Source organism: Novosphingobium sp. SG919, from assembly GCF_012932495.1.
Classification (GTDB): Bacteria; Pseudomonadota; Alphaproteobacteria; order Sphingomonadales; family Sphingomonadaceae; genus Novosphingobium; species Novosphingobium rhizosphaerae.
Genome location: NZ_JABCNG010000001.1, coordinates 313,795 through 328,326 on the forward strand (window position 1 = coordinate 313,795; position 14,532 = coordinate 328,326).

8 protein-coding genes are annotated in these 14,532 nt (G+C 68.8%); 6 read left to right on the forward strand and 2 right to left on the reverse strand.

Annotation, left to right across the window (positions count from 1 at the left end; translation table 11 throughout):
* Positions 1–172: 172 nt before the first annotated feature.
* From FHT19_RS01435 to FHT19_RS01455, 5 genes are read left to right on the forward strand one after another with little or no spacing between them, the layout of a single operon-like run.
* Positions 173–2,554, forward strand: coding sequence for a family 20 glycosylhydrolase (locus FHT19_RS01435; RefSeq protein ID WP_169473522.1), 2,382 nt, complete (start codon positions 173–175; stop codon positions 2,552–2,554).
* Entirely contained in the window at positions 2,551–5,160 is a 2,610-nt protein-coding gene (locus FHT19_RS01440) for a glycoside hydrolase family 2 protein (protein WP_169473524.1), read from the forward strand. The genes FHT19_RS01435 and FHT19_RS01440 overlap by 4 nt, the downstream gene beginning before the upstream one ends.
* Positions 5,160–7,742 (forward strand): glycoside hydrolase family 3 C-terminal domain-containing protein, encoded by a 2,583-nt coding sequence (locus FHT19_RS01445; protein ID WP_169473527.1) that lies wholly within the window; start codon positions 5,160–5,162, stop codon positions 7,740–7,742. The genes FHT19_RS01440 and FHT19_RS01445 overlap by 1 nt, the downstream gene beginning before the upstream one ends.
* A 20-nt stretch (positions 7,743–7,762) precedes the next feature.
* Positions 7,763–9,307 carry a glycoside hydrolase family 125 protein gene (locus FHT19_RS01450; RefSeq protein WP_248290223.1) on the forward strand — a complete coding sequence of 515 codons (1,545 nt, stop codon included), beginning with the start codon at positions 7,763–7,765 and terminating at the stop codon, positions 9,305–9,307.
* A 29-nt stretch (positions 9,308–9,336) separates the two neighbouring features.
* The gene (locus FHT19_RS01455) at positions 9,337–11,280 is read left to right on the forward strand and encodes an alpha-L-fucosidase (protein WP_169473529.1); all 1,944 of its coding nucleotides are present in this window, start codon (positions 9,337–9,339) and stop codon (positions 11,278–11,280) included.
* Here the strand turns inward: FHT19_RS01455 and FHT19_RS01460 are convergent.
* Positions 11,258–12,862 carry a carboxylesterase family protein gene (locus FHT19_RS01460; protein WP_169473531.1) on the reverse strand — a complete coding sequence of 535 codons (1,605 nt, stop codon included), beginning with the start codon at positions 12,860–12,862 and terminating at the stop codon, positions 11,258–11,260. The genes FHT19_RS01455 and FHT19_RS01460 overlap by 23 nt on opposite strands.
* 82 nt (positions 12,863–12,944) lie before the next feature.
* Positions 12,945–14,093, reverse strand: a complete 1,149-nt coding sequence (locus FHT19_RS01465; RefSeq protein WP_169473533.1) for a carbohydrate porin — start codon at positions 14,091–14,093, stop codon at positions 12,945–12,947.
* 163 nt (positions 14,094–14,256) lie between these two features.
* Between FHT19_RS01465 and FHT19_RS01470 the strand changes: the two genes are divergently transcribed.
* Positions 14,257–14,403, forward strand: a complete 147-nt coding sequence (locus FHT19_RS01470; protein ID WP_169473535.1) for a hypothetical protein — start codon at positions 14,257–14,259, stop codon at positions 14,401–14,403.
* Positions 14,404–14,532: the final 129 nt, after the last annotated feature.

Here is a 14,532-nt window from a genome sequence, read left to right on the forward strand (position 1 = left end):
TCCGGCAACGCCCGACATGGGGCGAATGCGCTGGATCAGGCGATGTGTGCTTTGTGTGCTTTGCCGGGCGGATTTTTTGCCATGCGCTGCACAATACCTGTTGTCGTATTGGATATATTTTGGTTACCTCTCGGCCGAGATGAACATGCGGGCGAAGGCAAGGGACAAAGACATGGTGGCACGCTTGGACGGCAAGGCTCGCAGGCACGGTTGGCAGCGGCGCGCCGCCGTGGTTGTCGCGGCCGGCCTGGTGGCGGCCGCCTCATCCGCCGCCGCCGCGCCCGTCCTGCCGCTGGTGCCCTGGCCCGCCCAGGTGGCGCCGGGCAAGGGCGCGCTGCTGATCACCGACGGCGCCACCTTGGCCGTGCCGGTGGGCGATGCCGGGGCCAAGGCCGTCGCCACGCTGCTTGCGGCGCGGCTGGCGGCCCAGCACGGCCTGTCGTTGCGGGTGGTGGAAGGCGATACCGGCACCGTGCGTTTCGCGCGGGCCGCCGCCGGCAAGGGTGGCGATGAAGCCTATGCCCTGACCGTGACGCCGGGCGGCGCGGTGATCACTGCCGCGGGCGATCACGGCCTGCTCTATGGCGCGATGAGCTTGGAGCAATTGGCCGGCGCACCGGGCAAGGGTATGGTGCGCATTCCTGCCGTCACGCTCAGCGATGCGCCGCGCTTTGCCTGGCGTGGGCTGATGATCGACACGGCGCGCCATTTCCAGCCGCTCGCTTCGATCCGCGCGGTGATCGACGGGATGGTGGCAGTGAAGCTCAACGTGCTGCACCTGCACCTGACCGATGACCAGGGCTGGCGGTTCGAGGTGAAGAAGTATCCGCGCCTGACGCAAGTGGGGGCCTGGCGCACCGAGCCCGAGACCGGCCAGGGGCCCGGCCCGCGCAGCGGCGGGTTCTACACCCAGGATGAATTGCGCGCGCTGGTCGCCTATGCCGCTGCGCGCGGGATTACGATCGTGCCGGAAATCGACCTGCCCGGCCATGCCCAGGCGTTGGTGGCGGCCTATCCCGATCTGGGTGTGCTGGGCGGCACTCCGCCGGTTTCGGGTGACTGGGGCGTGAACCCGTACCTGTTCAACCCAGGCCCGCAAGGCATGGCTTTCGTCAAAGACGTGCTCGATGAATTGATGGCCGTATTCCCGTCGACCTATATCCACCTGGGTGGGGACGAGGCGGTGAAGGACCAGTGGGAGCGTGCGGCCCAAGTGCAGGCACAGATGCGCGCGCTGGGCATCAAGACCGAAAACGGCCTGCAAAGCTGGATGATCGATCAGCTTGGCGCCTATCTCGCGCAGCATGGCCGCCGCCTGATCGGCTGGGACGAAATCCTCGAAGGCGGGCTGCCGCCCTCGGCCTCGGTGATGAGCTGGCGGGGCGAAGCCGGCGCGGTCGATGCGGCCAACGCCGGGCACGATGTGGTCTTGAGCCCGGCGCCCAATCTCTATCTCGACAATCTTCAGTCCGATCGGGGCGACGCGCCGCCGGGGCGCATCGCGATCCAGACGCTGGAAGCGGTCTATCGCTATGACCCGATGCCCAAAGGCATCGGCGCGGACAAGGCAGGCCACGTGCTGGGCGCGCAGGCCAATGCCTGGGCCGAATATCTTGTCACCCCCTGGCAAGTGCAGCACAAGATCTTCCCGCGCATCGGCGCCTTGGCCGAAAGCGTGTGGAGCGATCCGGCGCGGCCCAAGGATTACAAGGATTTCCTCGCCCGGCTCGATCCGCAGATGCGGCGCTGGCGGGCCGGCGGCCTGGAAGTGGCCGACAGCGCGCTGGCGGTGGATTTCAAGATTGCGCAGCCGCGCGGGGCTGCGCTCGATGCCACGCGGCTGACCGTGGCGCTGGCCACGCAGGCGCCCTATGGCACGATCCGCTATACGCTCGATGGCAAGGCGCCCACCGCGCGTTCGCGCGCCTATGCCGCGCCGCTGCAAGTGGCGCCGGGTACGGTGATAACCGCCGCCGATTTCGCGCCCGATGGCGTGGCTCTTTCCACCCCGCGCCGGTTCGACGTGACGCGCGACGCGCTGCTGACCACTGCCAACAGCGCGCTTTCGGCCTGCCCGCGCGGCGCGCTGGGCCTGCGCGTGCCGTTGAATGCCGATGCCACGGCCAATGGCCCAGCCTACAACGTCAACATCTTCGATGCCTGCATGGCCGATGATCACGCCCCACTGGCCCATGCCAAGGCGATCACGGTGCAAGTGGCGCGGCTGCCGCGCAATTATGGCCTGGCGCATGACCAGCACGCGGTGATCGCGCGCTATGCCACCAGCCCCTTTGGCGAACTGGTGGTTTCGGCCGGGTGCCGCGCGGCGGAAAAGGCGGCCGACGATCGCGCCAAGGAGCATGATCCCATGCCCGGTGCCAAGGTCCTGGCCACCTGGCCGCTGCGCGATCCGGCCAAGACTCCGCAGCAGTTTTCGCTCAGCGCCACGCTGCCGCAACTGGGACTGGCCGATGAAAGCGACGTCTGCTTCCAGTTCACCGCATCGACCGCCGGCCCGTTCTACACCGTGGAGCAGGTGAAGTGGGCGCAATGAGCCGGCTTTCGCTCTTCGCGGCTTTGGCGCTGGCCACCGTCTCCACGCCGGCGCTGGCCGCGCCCGAGGCGTTGTCGCTCGATGCCGGCTGGCAGGCGCGCATTGCGCCAGAGGATGCGGCGGCCAAGACCCACCCGCGCGAGGCGCAATGGTTTGCCGTGCCGGTGCCCGGCACCGTCCAGCAGGCGCTTGTGGAACAGCACCGCGTGCCCGATCCCTTCCTAGGCACCAACGAAGCCGCGATCCAGTGGGCCGGCCTTTCCGGCTGGGAGATGCGCCGCACGCTCAACGTGACTGCGGCGATGCTGGCGCACGGCCATCTCGACCTGGTGTTCGACGGGATCGACACCTTCGCCACGGTCAGCGTCAACGGGCAGGACGTGCTCAAGGCCGACAACGCCCATCGCAGCTGGCGCGTGCCGGTGCGCGGCCTGCTCCACGCCGGGGCGAACGAGATCGTGTTGCGCTTTGCCTCGCCCATCCGCGCCTTGCAGCCGATGGTGCTGAAGGAAGCTCATCCGCTCCCCGGCGAATACGATTCCGCCTTTGGTGACGAGCCCAAGGGCGTGCAGACCTCGCCCTATATCCGCAAGCCGAAGTATCAGTACGGCTGGGATTGGGGGCCGCGTATCGTCAATATCGGCCTGTGGCACGGCGTGCGGCTGGAAGGCTGGGACGGCGCGCGGCTGGCCACGCTCGATATGCAACAGGATGCCCTGGGAGACCGGGAAGCGCGGCTGACCGCGCGGCTGGCGGTGGAGGCCGATAGCCCCGCGCCGCTGACCGTGGAACTGGCCGTCACTGCGCCCGATGGCACCGCGTTGCCGCCGGTCAAGCGCCAGGTCCCGGTCGATCCGGGCCACAATGTGGTGACGGTGCCGATCACGATTCCCGCGCCGCAACGCTGGTGGCCGGTGGGCCTGGGCGCGCAGCCGCTCTACAAGGTGGCCGCGCGGATAGTCGATGGCGCCGGGGCCGGGCAGGCGGCCAGCCGCACCCTGGGCCTGCGCACCGTCGAACTGATGCGGGGCAACGGCGCCTTCGGCTTCAAGGTCAACGGCGTGCCGGTCTTTGCCAAGGGCGCCAACCTGATCCCGTTCGACAGCTTCCCCTCGCGCGTGACCGCCGCCACGATGGACCGCATGCTGGCCGATGCCAGGGCGGCCAACATGAACATGATCCGCGTCTGGGGCGGCGGCACGTACCTGGACGATGCGTTCTACGACAGCGCCGATCGCCTGGGCCTGATGATCTGGCAGGATTTCATGTTCGGCGGCGCCGTGCCTCCGCCAGACGCGGCCTATCGCGCCAGCGTGGCGGCCGAGGCGGACGAGCAGGTGGCGCGCCTTTCCAGCCATCCCTCCATTGTGGTGTGGACCGGCGGCAACGAAGTGCTCTCGGGCTGGGCCAACTGGTCGGACCGCAAGGACTTCAAGAGAGCCGTGGGCCCTGACGAGCAGGAGCGCATCGCCACGAGCATGACCGTGCTGTTCGACCGCGTGCTGCGCGATGCCGTTGCGGCGCATAGCCCACAGACGCCCTATTGGCCGGGTTCGCCATCGACCGACTATGAAGGCCCGGTCGATACCGATGCGGCGGGCGATCGCCATTTCTGGGATGTATGGTCCGGCTCCAAGCCGGTGGAAAACTACCTGGACACCTGCCCGCGCTTCATGTCGGAATATGGGTTCCAGGCCATGCCAGGCATGGCGACGATTGCCGAATTTGCCGGGCCGAAAGTCTCCGACCCACAAAGCCCGGTGATGAAGGCGCACCAGAAATTCCTGGCCGGCGAAGGCAACAGTCGCTTGGCTTTCTATCTCGATGCGCGGTTGCGCCCGGCGCAGGGCAGCGGCCCGGCGCGGCTGGCAGACTTTGTCTATCTCACCCAGGTCAACCAGATGCAGGCGATCGACATGGCCGCGCGCCACCATCGCGCCTGCGCGCCGGTGACGATGGGTTCGCTCTATTGGCAGCTCAACGATGTCTGGCCGGCGATCTCGTGGTCGAGCATCGACCATGCCGGGCGGTGGAAGCTGCTGCACTATGCCGCGCGGCGGTTCTTCGCGCCCCAGGCCGTGGTGGCCGAGCATAAGGGCGGCACGACGCGTGTGGTCTTGGTGTCCGACGCGCAGGCGCCGCTGGCCGCCCATTGGCGGCTGACCGGTCGCGGCATGGACGGCGCTGTGTTGGGCAGCGCGGAAGGCGACGTGACCCTGGCGGCCAATGGCGTGACCGAGGCAACCCAGGTTGTGGACGCGAAAGTCTTCGGCGCGGCGGCGCCGACGACGTCCTATGTCGTGGCCGAACTGTCCATCGGCGGCAGCGTGGTCAGCCGCCAGATCGTGGAACGCGCCTTGCCCAAGACCATGGCCTACCCCGATCCGGGCCTGTCCGTGGCCTGGCACGGGCGCCAGGTCACGCTGACCGCGCGCAACCTGGCGCGCGCGGTCATGCTCGATTTCGGCACGCTCGACGCGGCGGCCGACGACAACGGGTTCGATCTACTGCCCGGCGAAAGCCGCACTCTGTCCATCACCAGCGCGGCACCCGATGCCGCCCTGCGCCGCGCCCTGGTGCTGCGCACCCTGGCCGGGAGCCACTGATGCGTTCGTTGCTTGTGTCCACCGCGCTTTGCCTTGCCCTTTCGACGGCGGCGCACGCCGATCCGGTGGAGGAAAAAGTCGCCGCCGCGCTCAAGGGCGTGAGCCTGGAGCGCAAGGCCGCCCAGTTGCAAAACACGGCGCCCGCCGATCCGGGCCTGGGCTTGCCGGCCTATGACTGGTGGAACGAAGGGCTGCACGGCCTGGCGCGCAATGGCGTGGCCACGGTGTTCCCCCAGGCCATCGGCCTTGCCGCCACCTGGGACCCGGCGCTGATGGAGCGGGTGGGCACGGTGATTTCCACCGAGGCGCGCGCGCGGTTCAACGCCCATCCCGTCGCTGCCGACCGCCGCATCTACCAGGGCCTGACGATCTGGTCGCCCAACATCAACATCTTCCGCGATCCGCGCTGGGGCCGGGGGCAGGAAACCTATGGCGAAGACCCGCTGCTGACGGGCACCCTGGCGGTGGGCTTCATCAAGGGCTTGCAGGGGCCGGACCTCGCCCATCCCCGCGTGATTGCCACGGCCAAGCACCTGGCCGTCCATTCCGGGCCGGAAGCCGGGCGTGACAGCTTCGATGTCGATCCCAGCCCGCAAGACCTGGAATGGACCTATCTGCCCGCCTTCCGCATGGCGGTGACGCAGGGCCACGCCCTGTCCTTGATGTGCGCCTACAATTCCATTGCGGGAACGCCCGCCTGCGCCAACGATGCCCTGCTCAACCAGCGGGTGCGCAAGGACTGGGGTTTTACCGGGTTCGTGGTGTCGGATTGCGATGCCATCGGCAATATCTGGCAGTTCCACCATCATGCCTTCGACGCGGCAGAAGCCTCGGCAGCGGCGATCAGGGGCGGCACCGATTTCAACTGCGGCAGCGCCTATGGCGCGCTGCCCGATGCCGTGCGGCGCGGGTTGGTGAGCGAGGGCGAAGTGGACCGCGCGCTGGTGCGCTCGCTCTCTGCGCGCGCCAGGCTCGGCATCGCCTTTGGCCAGCCCAACCCCTGGGCGCGGATCAAGCCTGCGCAGGTCGACACGCCCGACCATCGCGCCCTGGCGCTGGAAGCCGCGCGCAAGGCGATGGTCCTGGTACAGAACGAGGGCGGGGTGCTGCCCTTGAAGCCGGGCGTGAAATTGGCGGTGATCGGCGCCAATGCCGATGACCTGGCTGTGCTGGAAGGCAATTACCACGGCACCGCCGCCGCGCCCGTCACGCCGCTCGATGGCCTGCGCGCCCGCTTTGGCGCCGATCACGTGGTCTATGCGCAAGGCTCCGTCCTGGCCGAAGGCGCGCCGGTGGTCCTGCCCGAAACCGCGCTTTCCGCCGAGGGCAAGCCGGGGCTGGCCGGCGAATACCGTGATGCGGGCGGCAAGCTGGTCTTGGCGCGGCAGGATCGCCGGATCGATTTCAATTTCACCCGCGCTGCACCCCAGGGTCTTGATCCCCAGCGCTTTTCCGCACGGTGGACGGGCACGCTGGTGCCACCCGGCCCCGGCGCCTGGCGCCTGGCGATCGACGCGCCGCAATGCTGGAAGGATTGCCACCGCCACGATGACGTGGCGCTGTGGCTGGGCGGCAAGCCGCTTCATGCCGGCCCGCTGGGCAATGCCCGCGTCGAATTCGCGCTCGACAGCGATGGCACGCCGCAGCCGATCCGGCTGGAGCTGGATCACTATGGCGACGACGAAGGCCTGCGCCTGCTGTGGCTGCCGCCTGCCGGCGCGGAAGAGGCCAAGGCCCTGGCCGTGGCCAGGGACGCCGACGTGATCGTGGCGGTGCTGGGCCTGTCGCCCGATCTCGAAGGGGAAGCCTTGCAAGTGCAGGTGCCCGGCTTCGTTGGCGGGGACCGCTCGGAAATCGAACTGCCGCGCCCCCAGGCAGACTTGCTGGCCCGCTTGCGCGCCACGGGCAAGCCGGTGGTGGCCGTGCTGGCCACGGGCAGCGCCGTGGCGATGGACCCGGCGCTGGCCGATGCCGTGGTGGTGGCGTGGTATCCGGGGCAGGCGGGCGGCACCGCGCTGGCCGATACCCTGGCTGGCGCCAGCAATCCTTCGGGGCGCCTGCCGGTCACGTTCTATCGCCGCACCACCGATCTGCCGGCCTTCGTGGACTATGGCATGAAAGAGCGGACCTATCGCTTTTTCTCCGGCAAGCCCCTGTGGGGCTTTGGCCATGGCCTGTCCTACACCCGCTTTGCCTATTCCGCGCCGGCGGTGAAGGCCGGCGATACCACCGCGCCGGTCACGCTCTCGGTGCGCCTGCAAAACGTGGGCGCGCTGGCGGGGGCAGACGTGGTCCAGGCCTATGTCGTGCCGCCGGCTGTGGCGCACGAAGCGGTTTTTACCGAACCTGTGCTGCAACACCAATTGGCCGGTTTCGCCCGCGTTAACCTGGCCCCTGGCACAATGCAGACGGTGACGCTGACGCTCGATCCGCGCAACCTGGCGGTGGTGGACCGCCGCGGCACGCGCCGGGTTCTTCCCGGCACGTACAAGGCGTGGATCGGCGACGGCCAGCCCGAAGACGGGCCGGGCACCTGGGTGAGCTTTACCCTGTCCGGCCAAGCGCAGGAGATGCCCAAGTGACGGCCAAGGTGAGCCAAGACGTGACCAAAGCCCCTCTCACCCCCGCAGCGCTCGATCGGCGCTCGCTGGTCAAGGGTGCGGCGGCGCTGGCCACGGCTGGCCTGGTCGCGGGCGAACCGGCGCGCGCGGCCGTGGCGGCCCAGGCCATTCCGTCCGTGGCCGCTCCGCCCACCCCGGCGGCGCAGGCGCCGGCAAACCCGGCCCCGGGCCCTGCGGCCCGCCCGCCCAAGTTGCAACGCCGCTTTGCCAGCCCGGCGGTGGAGGCGGAGATCGCCCGCGTTTCCGCGATGATCGCCGATCCCAAGCTGCGTGCGATGTTTGCCGCCTGCTATCCCAACACGCTTGATACCACGGTGGAACTGGGCCTGGTCGATGGCCGCGTCGATGCCTTCGTCATCACCGGCGATATCCCCTGCATGTGGCTGCGCGACAGCAGCGCGCAATTGCTGTCTTACGTGCATCTGGTGCGCAAGGATGCGCACCTTGCCACGCTGTTTCGCGGCGCCATCGCGCGGCAGGCCCGCTCGATCCTGCTCGATCCTTATGCCAACGCGTTCATGCGCGATGCCACGGCCAAGACCAATCTGCCCTGGGCCCTGAACGACCAGACGCAGATGAAGCCCGGCGTCGCCGAGCGCAAGTGGGAGGTGGACTCGCTGTGCTGGACCATGCGCTTGGCCTTTCGCTATTGGCAGGCTAGCGGCGATACCAGCCCGTTCGACAGCATCTGGGTTTCCGCCCAAGCCGCGATCGTGCGCACGTTTCGCGAACAGCAGCGCAAGGACGGGCGCGGCCCCTACAGCTTTCGCCGCAACAGCGACCGCCCCACCGAAACGCTGGGCCTCGATGGCTATGGCGCGCCCACGCGGCCCGTGGGGCTGATTCACAGCGGGTTTCGCCCGTCGGACGATGCCTGCATCTATCCGTTCCTTATCCCCTCCAATCACTTTGCCGTGACCACGCTGCGCGAAATGGCGCTCGTCGCCGAAGGCGCGGCCCAGGGTGTCGATGGCGCGGCAGACCTTGCCGCCGATGCCCGCGCCCTGGCCGCTGAAGTGGCTGCCGCCCTGGCGCAATGGGGCACCATGCGGCTGCCCGATGGGCGGCAGGTCTGGGCCTATGAAGTCGATGGCTATGGCAACGCCGTGTTCATGGATGATGCCAACGTGCCCTCGCTGCTGGGCTTGGCCTATACCGGCTGCGTGGCCGCCAACGATCCGTTGTGGCAGGCCACCGCAGCGGCCTGCTGGTCGGATGCCAATCCCTATTTCTTCAAGGGTTCGGCGATCGAGGGGATCGGCGGGCCGCACGTGGGGCTGGGCCAGGTCTGGCCGATGAGCCTGATCGTGCGCGCGCTTTCGTCCAGCGATCCGGCGGTCATCGCGCCGCTGCTGCGCCAGTTGCGCGATAGCGACGCGGGCACCGGCTTCATGCACGAGGCGGTGGACAGCAACAATCCCGCGCAGTTCACCCGCAGCTGGTTTGCCTGGGCCAACGGCCTGTTTGGCGAAATGATCGTGGGCCTGGCCGATCGCCTGCCCGCCGTTCTCGCCAATCCCCTGTAAGTCTTTCGCGCTTTTCCCAAGGAATCCCCATGGACTTCTCCCGCCGTCGCTTCCTGTCGCGCTCGGCTGCCGCCGGCGCGGTCGCCCCAACGCTTGCCACCGCTCCCGCGCTTGCTGCCGGCCCGGCTGCCGCGGCGCCCACGCCGTGGGGGGCCACGCCTTTGCCGCGCCAGTGGAAATGGCATCAGCGCGGCATGTATGCCTTCGTCCATTTCTCCATGAACACCTTCACTGGCAAGGAATGGGGCTATGGCGATGAAAAGCCCGAATGGTTCAACCCCACCGATTTCAGCGCAGACCAGATCGTGCTGGCGGCCAAGTCTGCGGGCATGACCGGGGTGATCCTCACCGCCAAGCACCACGACGGGTTCTGCCTGTGGCAGACGCAGTTGACCGAGCATTCGATCCGCAACAGCCCCTACAAGGGCGGCAAGGGCGATATCGTGGCCGAAATGGGCGAGGCCTGCCGCCGCCACGGTCTGTCCTATGGCCTCTACCTGTCGCCGTGGGACCGCAACCATGCCGAATATGGCCGCCCGGCCTATGTCGAATACTATCGCGCGCAATTGACCGAGCTGTGCACCCGCTATGGCCCGCTGTTCGAAGTGTGGTTCGATGGCGCCAATGGCGGCGATGGCTATTACGGCGGCGCGCGCGAAACCCGGCACATCGACGCCCCGCGCTATTACAACTGGCCCTCGATCATCGCGCTGGTCCACCAGATGCAGCCCGATGCCTGCACGTTCGATCCGCTGGGCGCCGATATCCGCTGGGTGGGCAACGAGGATGGCGTGGCCGGCGATCCCTGCTGGCCGACGATGCCGAACAAGCCTTATGAGCAGGACGTGGGCAATGCCGGGTTGCGCGGCGGGGAAATCTGGTGGCCGGCCGAAACCGACGTGTCGATCCGGCCCGGCTGGTTCTATCACCCCGATGAAGACACCAAGGTGAAAAGCCCGGATCGGCTGGTGCGGCTCTACGATGAATCCGTCGGGCGCGGTACCAACCTCAATCTCAACCTTCCGCCCGATCAGCGCGGGCGCCTTGCCGATCACGATGTTGCGGTGCTGCAATCGTTCGGCGATGCCATGCGCGCCACCTTGGCGCGCGATCTGGCCAAGGGCGCGGTTGCCCATGCCAGCGCGGTGCGTGGGGGCCGCTTTGCCCCGGCCGCCGTGCTCGATGGCCGCAGCGAAACCTATTGGTCCACGCCCGATGGCGTGCACACCCCCACGCTCACGCTCGATCTGGCGCCGGGAACGCGGTTCGATCTGGTCCGCGTGGCCGAATACCTGCCGCTCGGCGTGCGCGTCACGCGCTTTGCCATCGAGGCCGAAGTGGCGGGGCAGTGGCAGCGCCTGGCCGAAAAGGACTGCATCGGCGCGCAGCGCGTGGTGCGCCTGCCCGCGCCGATCGCGCCGCGCCGGGTGCGGCTGGTGATCCTCGATGCGCCGGCCTGCCCGGCGATCCGCGAATTCGCGCTGTTCCACAGCGTGGCGCCGGTCCCGGTGGCAGCGCCTGTCCCGCGCGCCAGCGATGTGCTGAGCACCCTGGGCTGGCGCGTGGTCGATGCCAGCGCGCCGGGCGCCGAGGCGCTGCTCGATGGCGATGTCGCCACGCTGTGGACGCAGGGCGTGCCAACGCCGGGCCATCCTGCCACGCTGACGCTCGATCTGGGCCGCGCGGTCACGCTGGGCGGGTTCAGCCTCACTCCGCCGCGCCATCTGGCGGCCGATGCCACGCCCCCGCGCGGCTATCGCGTGGCAACCAGCGCCGACGGGCAAAGCTGGCAGGACCAGGGCGAGGGCGAGTTTTCCAACATCGCCTATGCCCTTGCCACCCAGCGCATCGGCTTTGCCGCCCCGGTCCAGGCGCGCTACTTGCGCCTCACGTTTGCCGAGCCGGCGCTGCCCGGTCGCGCCGTGCTGGCGATTGCCGGCATCGGCGGGTTCAGCGCCGCCCTGCCGCGCTGACCGGCTCACCGGGCGTCTGCAGCCACAGCAGGCGCTCGGCGCCGTCGGGATCGTTCTCGACCACGCTGACCCGGTCGAACACCATGGTCGCGCGGGTGGCGCTGTCGAAGCGCGGCCAGGCCGGCATGCCGGGCGAAGCCGGCGCGCCGCCCCGGACGAACGCGAGGATGGCCTCGTGCCAGGCCGTGGCAATCGGCTGGTCTGCCCCAGAAAGGCCGAACATCTGCGCCATGGATGGCAGCGTCACGTGGTCGAACGTCAGCGGCAGGTCCAGCACATGGGGGCTATGCCCCTTGTAGGGCCCGCCCGGCGCGGGCCAGGCCAGGCGATAGCGCCACACCGGCGCGCCACGCGCGGCCTGCGCCTCGGCCAGCCTCAGCGTGGGGATGCCGTATTCCTCGGCCGTCAGCAGGCGCCAATGGCGCTGCGCATCGGTGAATTCGGGAAAGGCGCGGGCATAGGCGCGGTTGAGGGCGGCCATGCGCGCCATCGTCTCGTTCGACACGCTTTGCGACCATAGCGGCCGGCCAGCCTGCGCTTCGCTCAGGAACAGGCGGCTTTCGTTGGCATTCGATCCGGCCAGCAGCGGCACGCGAGGCGCCTGGCCGGCCAGCACGCGCGCCAGCGGCACCTGGGGCAGGAAAGCGCCATCCACCGTGGGGCGGAACGGCAGGTTGCGCGGCCAGCCGCGCCGCGCGGCCACTTGGGCTTCGATCAACGCGGGGAAGGGCGCCACCAGCAAGCGGTCTGCCCCGCCCAGCCGTGCCACCACGCCATTGGCAAAGGCGGCGGCTTCGGCCGGGGTGTGCACGGTCTGCGCGCCGCCGCTGAACACCATCGCGCGGGCATAGAGCCCGTCGGCCGCCGGCAGGCCCAGCAGCGCGCAGACATTGCGCGCGCCCGAGGATTCGCCCGCCAGCGTCACCGCGCGGGGATTGCCCCCGAACGCGGCGATATTGTCCTTCACCCAGCGCAGCCCCAGCACCAGGTCGCGCAAGCCGTTGTTGCCGCTGCCGGCATAGGCGCGGCCCAGCACATGGCCCAGTTCGACAAAGCCCAGCGCCCCCAGGCGATAGTTCAGCGTTACGCAAATCACGCCATGGGCGGCAAAGCGGTTGCCCGCGATTACCTCCCACCCGCTCCACCCGGTTTCGTTGCTGCCGCCGTGGACGAAGACCATGACCGGATAACGGCCCGGCGCAGCGGGCGCCCAGATGTTGAGTTGCAGGCAGTCCTCGGCCTGGATCGCGGGCAAGGGGTCCATGCCGGGCGGCTGCGGCGCGGCGCGTGCCGGGCGCGTGGCATCCCATTCCCCGGTCCATGGCCGCGCAGGGCGGGGCGGGGCAAAGCGCGCCGCCGTGCCATAGGGAATGCCGGTGAACACGCGCACGCCATCGGCCAGGTGCCCGCGCACCACGCCCCCGCGCGTGGATACGCACAAATTGTCGGTGCGCGTGGATACGCGCAAATTGTCGGCGCGCGTGGATGCGCGCAGGCTGTCGCGCGCGGCCAAAGCGGCCTGGGGCAGCGCCAGCGTGGCGGCCATGCCGCCCAGCGCGCCGCGCCGCGTGATCAGGGTCATCCGCTTGCGATCCTTTGCCCGTCCGTCTCGGGCTTCCTACACGAAAGGATCGGAAACGTTCCAGTGCTCTATCGCGGCGTTTCTAGCGCGACCAGGCCAGCTTGATGCGCAGGCCCCAGACCAGCGCGGATTGCACATCGGGGTCCCAGCCGGGATGGATCACGTATTGCATTTCAGGTTGCAGCGTCAGCCATGGCGTGACGGGCCGCGCCGCCGTCAACTCCATCGATGTTTCATGGGTTCGTGCCTGGCGATCGGCCAGCATGGTGGCGCGCGCGCGGGCGCCCAGGCGGGCATGGGCCATCGCCACGCCCAGTTGCCAGGGGCCGGCCTCGCGCACCAGGCCGGTGCCCAGATAGGCGCTGATCGGGTTGGTGCGCGCATCGGCCAGGCCAAATCGCACCCAGCCGTGCCAATGCGGCGCCAGCGGTCCTTCTACCAGCACATAGCCGCCCTGCGATGCCGCGCGCGCCGCCTCGTCGTCCACGCGCGCGGAAGGGCGGGTATAGCGCCACAGGCCCATCTGCACTTCGCCTTCGCCCAGCGGCACTTCCACTTCGCCGATGAGCAGCGCGCCGGTGGTGCCGGGCAGGCGAAAGGCGGGCAGGCGGTCGTTGGCCATGCTGCCGGCCTGGCCATCGAACGCGCCCATCCGCAGCGTGACCTTGCCCGCCGTGCTGGCCGTGATCATCGCGCCACTGGCCGCCATGGGAAAGATGCCGGGGCCGTTGGGGCCGCTTTGCGCCAGTTCCGGCCCGATGCCATGGCTGGCGTGCACGAACAGCGCCGCCACGCTCTGCACGTCGAATTCGGTGTTTACGTCGATCAGGCCGGCCTTGGTCGCGATCGCCAGTGGCGCGGCGTTGTCGCTCACCTGCCAACGCACCCATGCTTCGTAAAGGTGCTGGCGGGTGGGCGCCTGGACGCTGCTGATGCCTTGCGAATCGCCCACCCAGCGATCGGAAAAGATCGGCCCGTGCACCGCGATGAAATCGACATGGGCCGTCAGCCGCGAAGCGCCCAATGCTGCGCCGTTCACATCCACCCAAGCATCGGCCCGCCCCGCCACGCCGCCGCCCCGGGCCAGCCCGCCATCGGCCACGTCCAGGGCATCGGCCACATAGCTTGCGCCCAGGCCGATCAGCCGTGGCGGTGGCTCGTCAGCGGCCAGCACGGGCTGCGGGGCGGCCGCCATCAGGCACGATGCCAGGCACGCGGTCCATGGCGCCATGGGCCGAAAACGCCGGCGGCACGGGGGCCGCGCAAGGGACGGGGAGCGATGCATGACAGGCACTGTGCACCGCGCCCGGCCAAGCCTGGATGGACGCTGGCCTGCGCAGAAACGCGCATCGCGCCAATGCGCATTGCGGCATTAAGCTGCCGTTGACCGGCAAGTGGCCGCCACCACCGGCAATGATCTGCCGCAATTCGCCATGCGGACAGGCGATGAACCGGGCATGAGTGTTGCAGGACTGCATCAGATCTTGTCAAAGAATAGGTATGCACTTTTGGGCTGGCACGTCGTGCTTGAGCCGCTATGATGAGAGTGCATAAGACAGGATAAGCCCGGCGCGGCGGTGGGAGAGGACGCCGTAAAAAATCCCTGCGCCGGGCGAACCTGTCATGCCGCCAAATCGGCGGATTTCTCCCAAAATCCATCGCTTTACCGC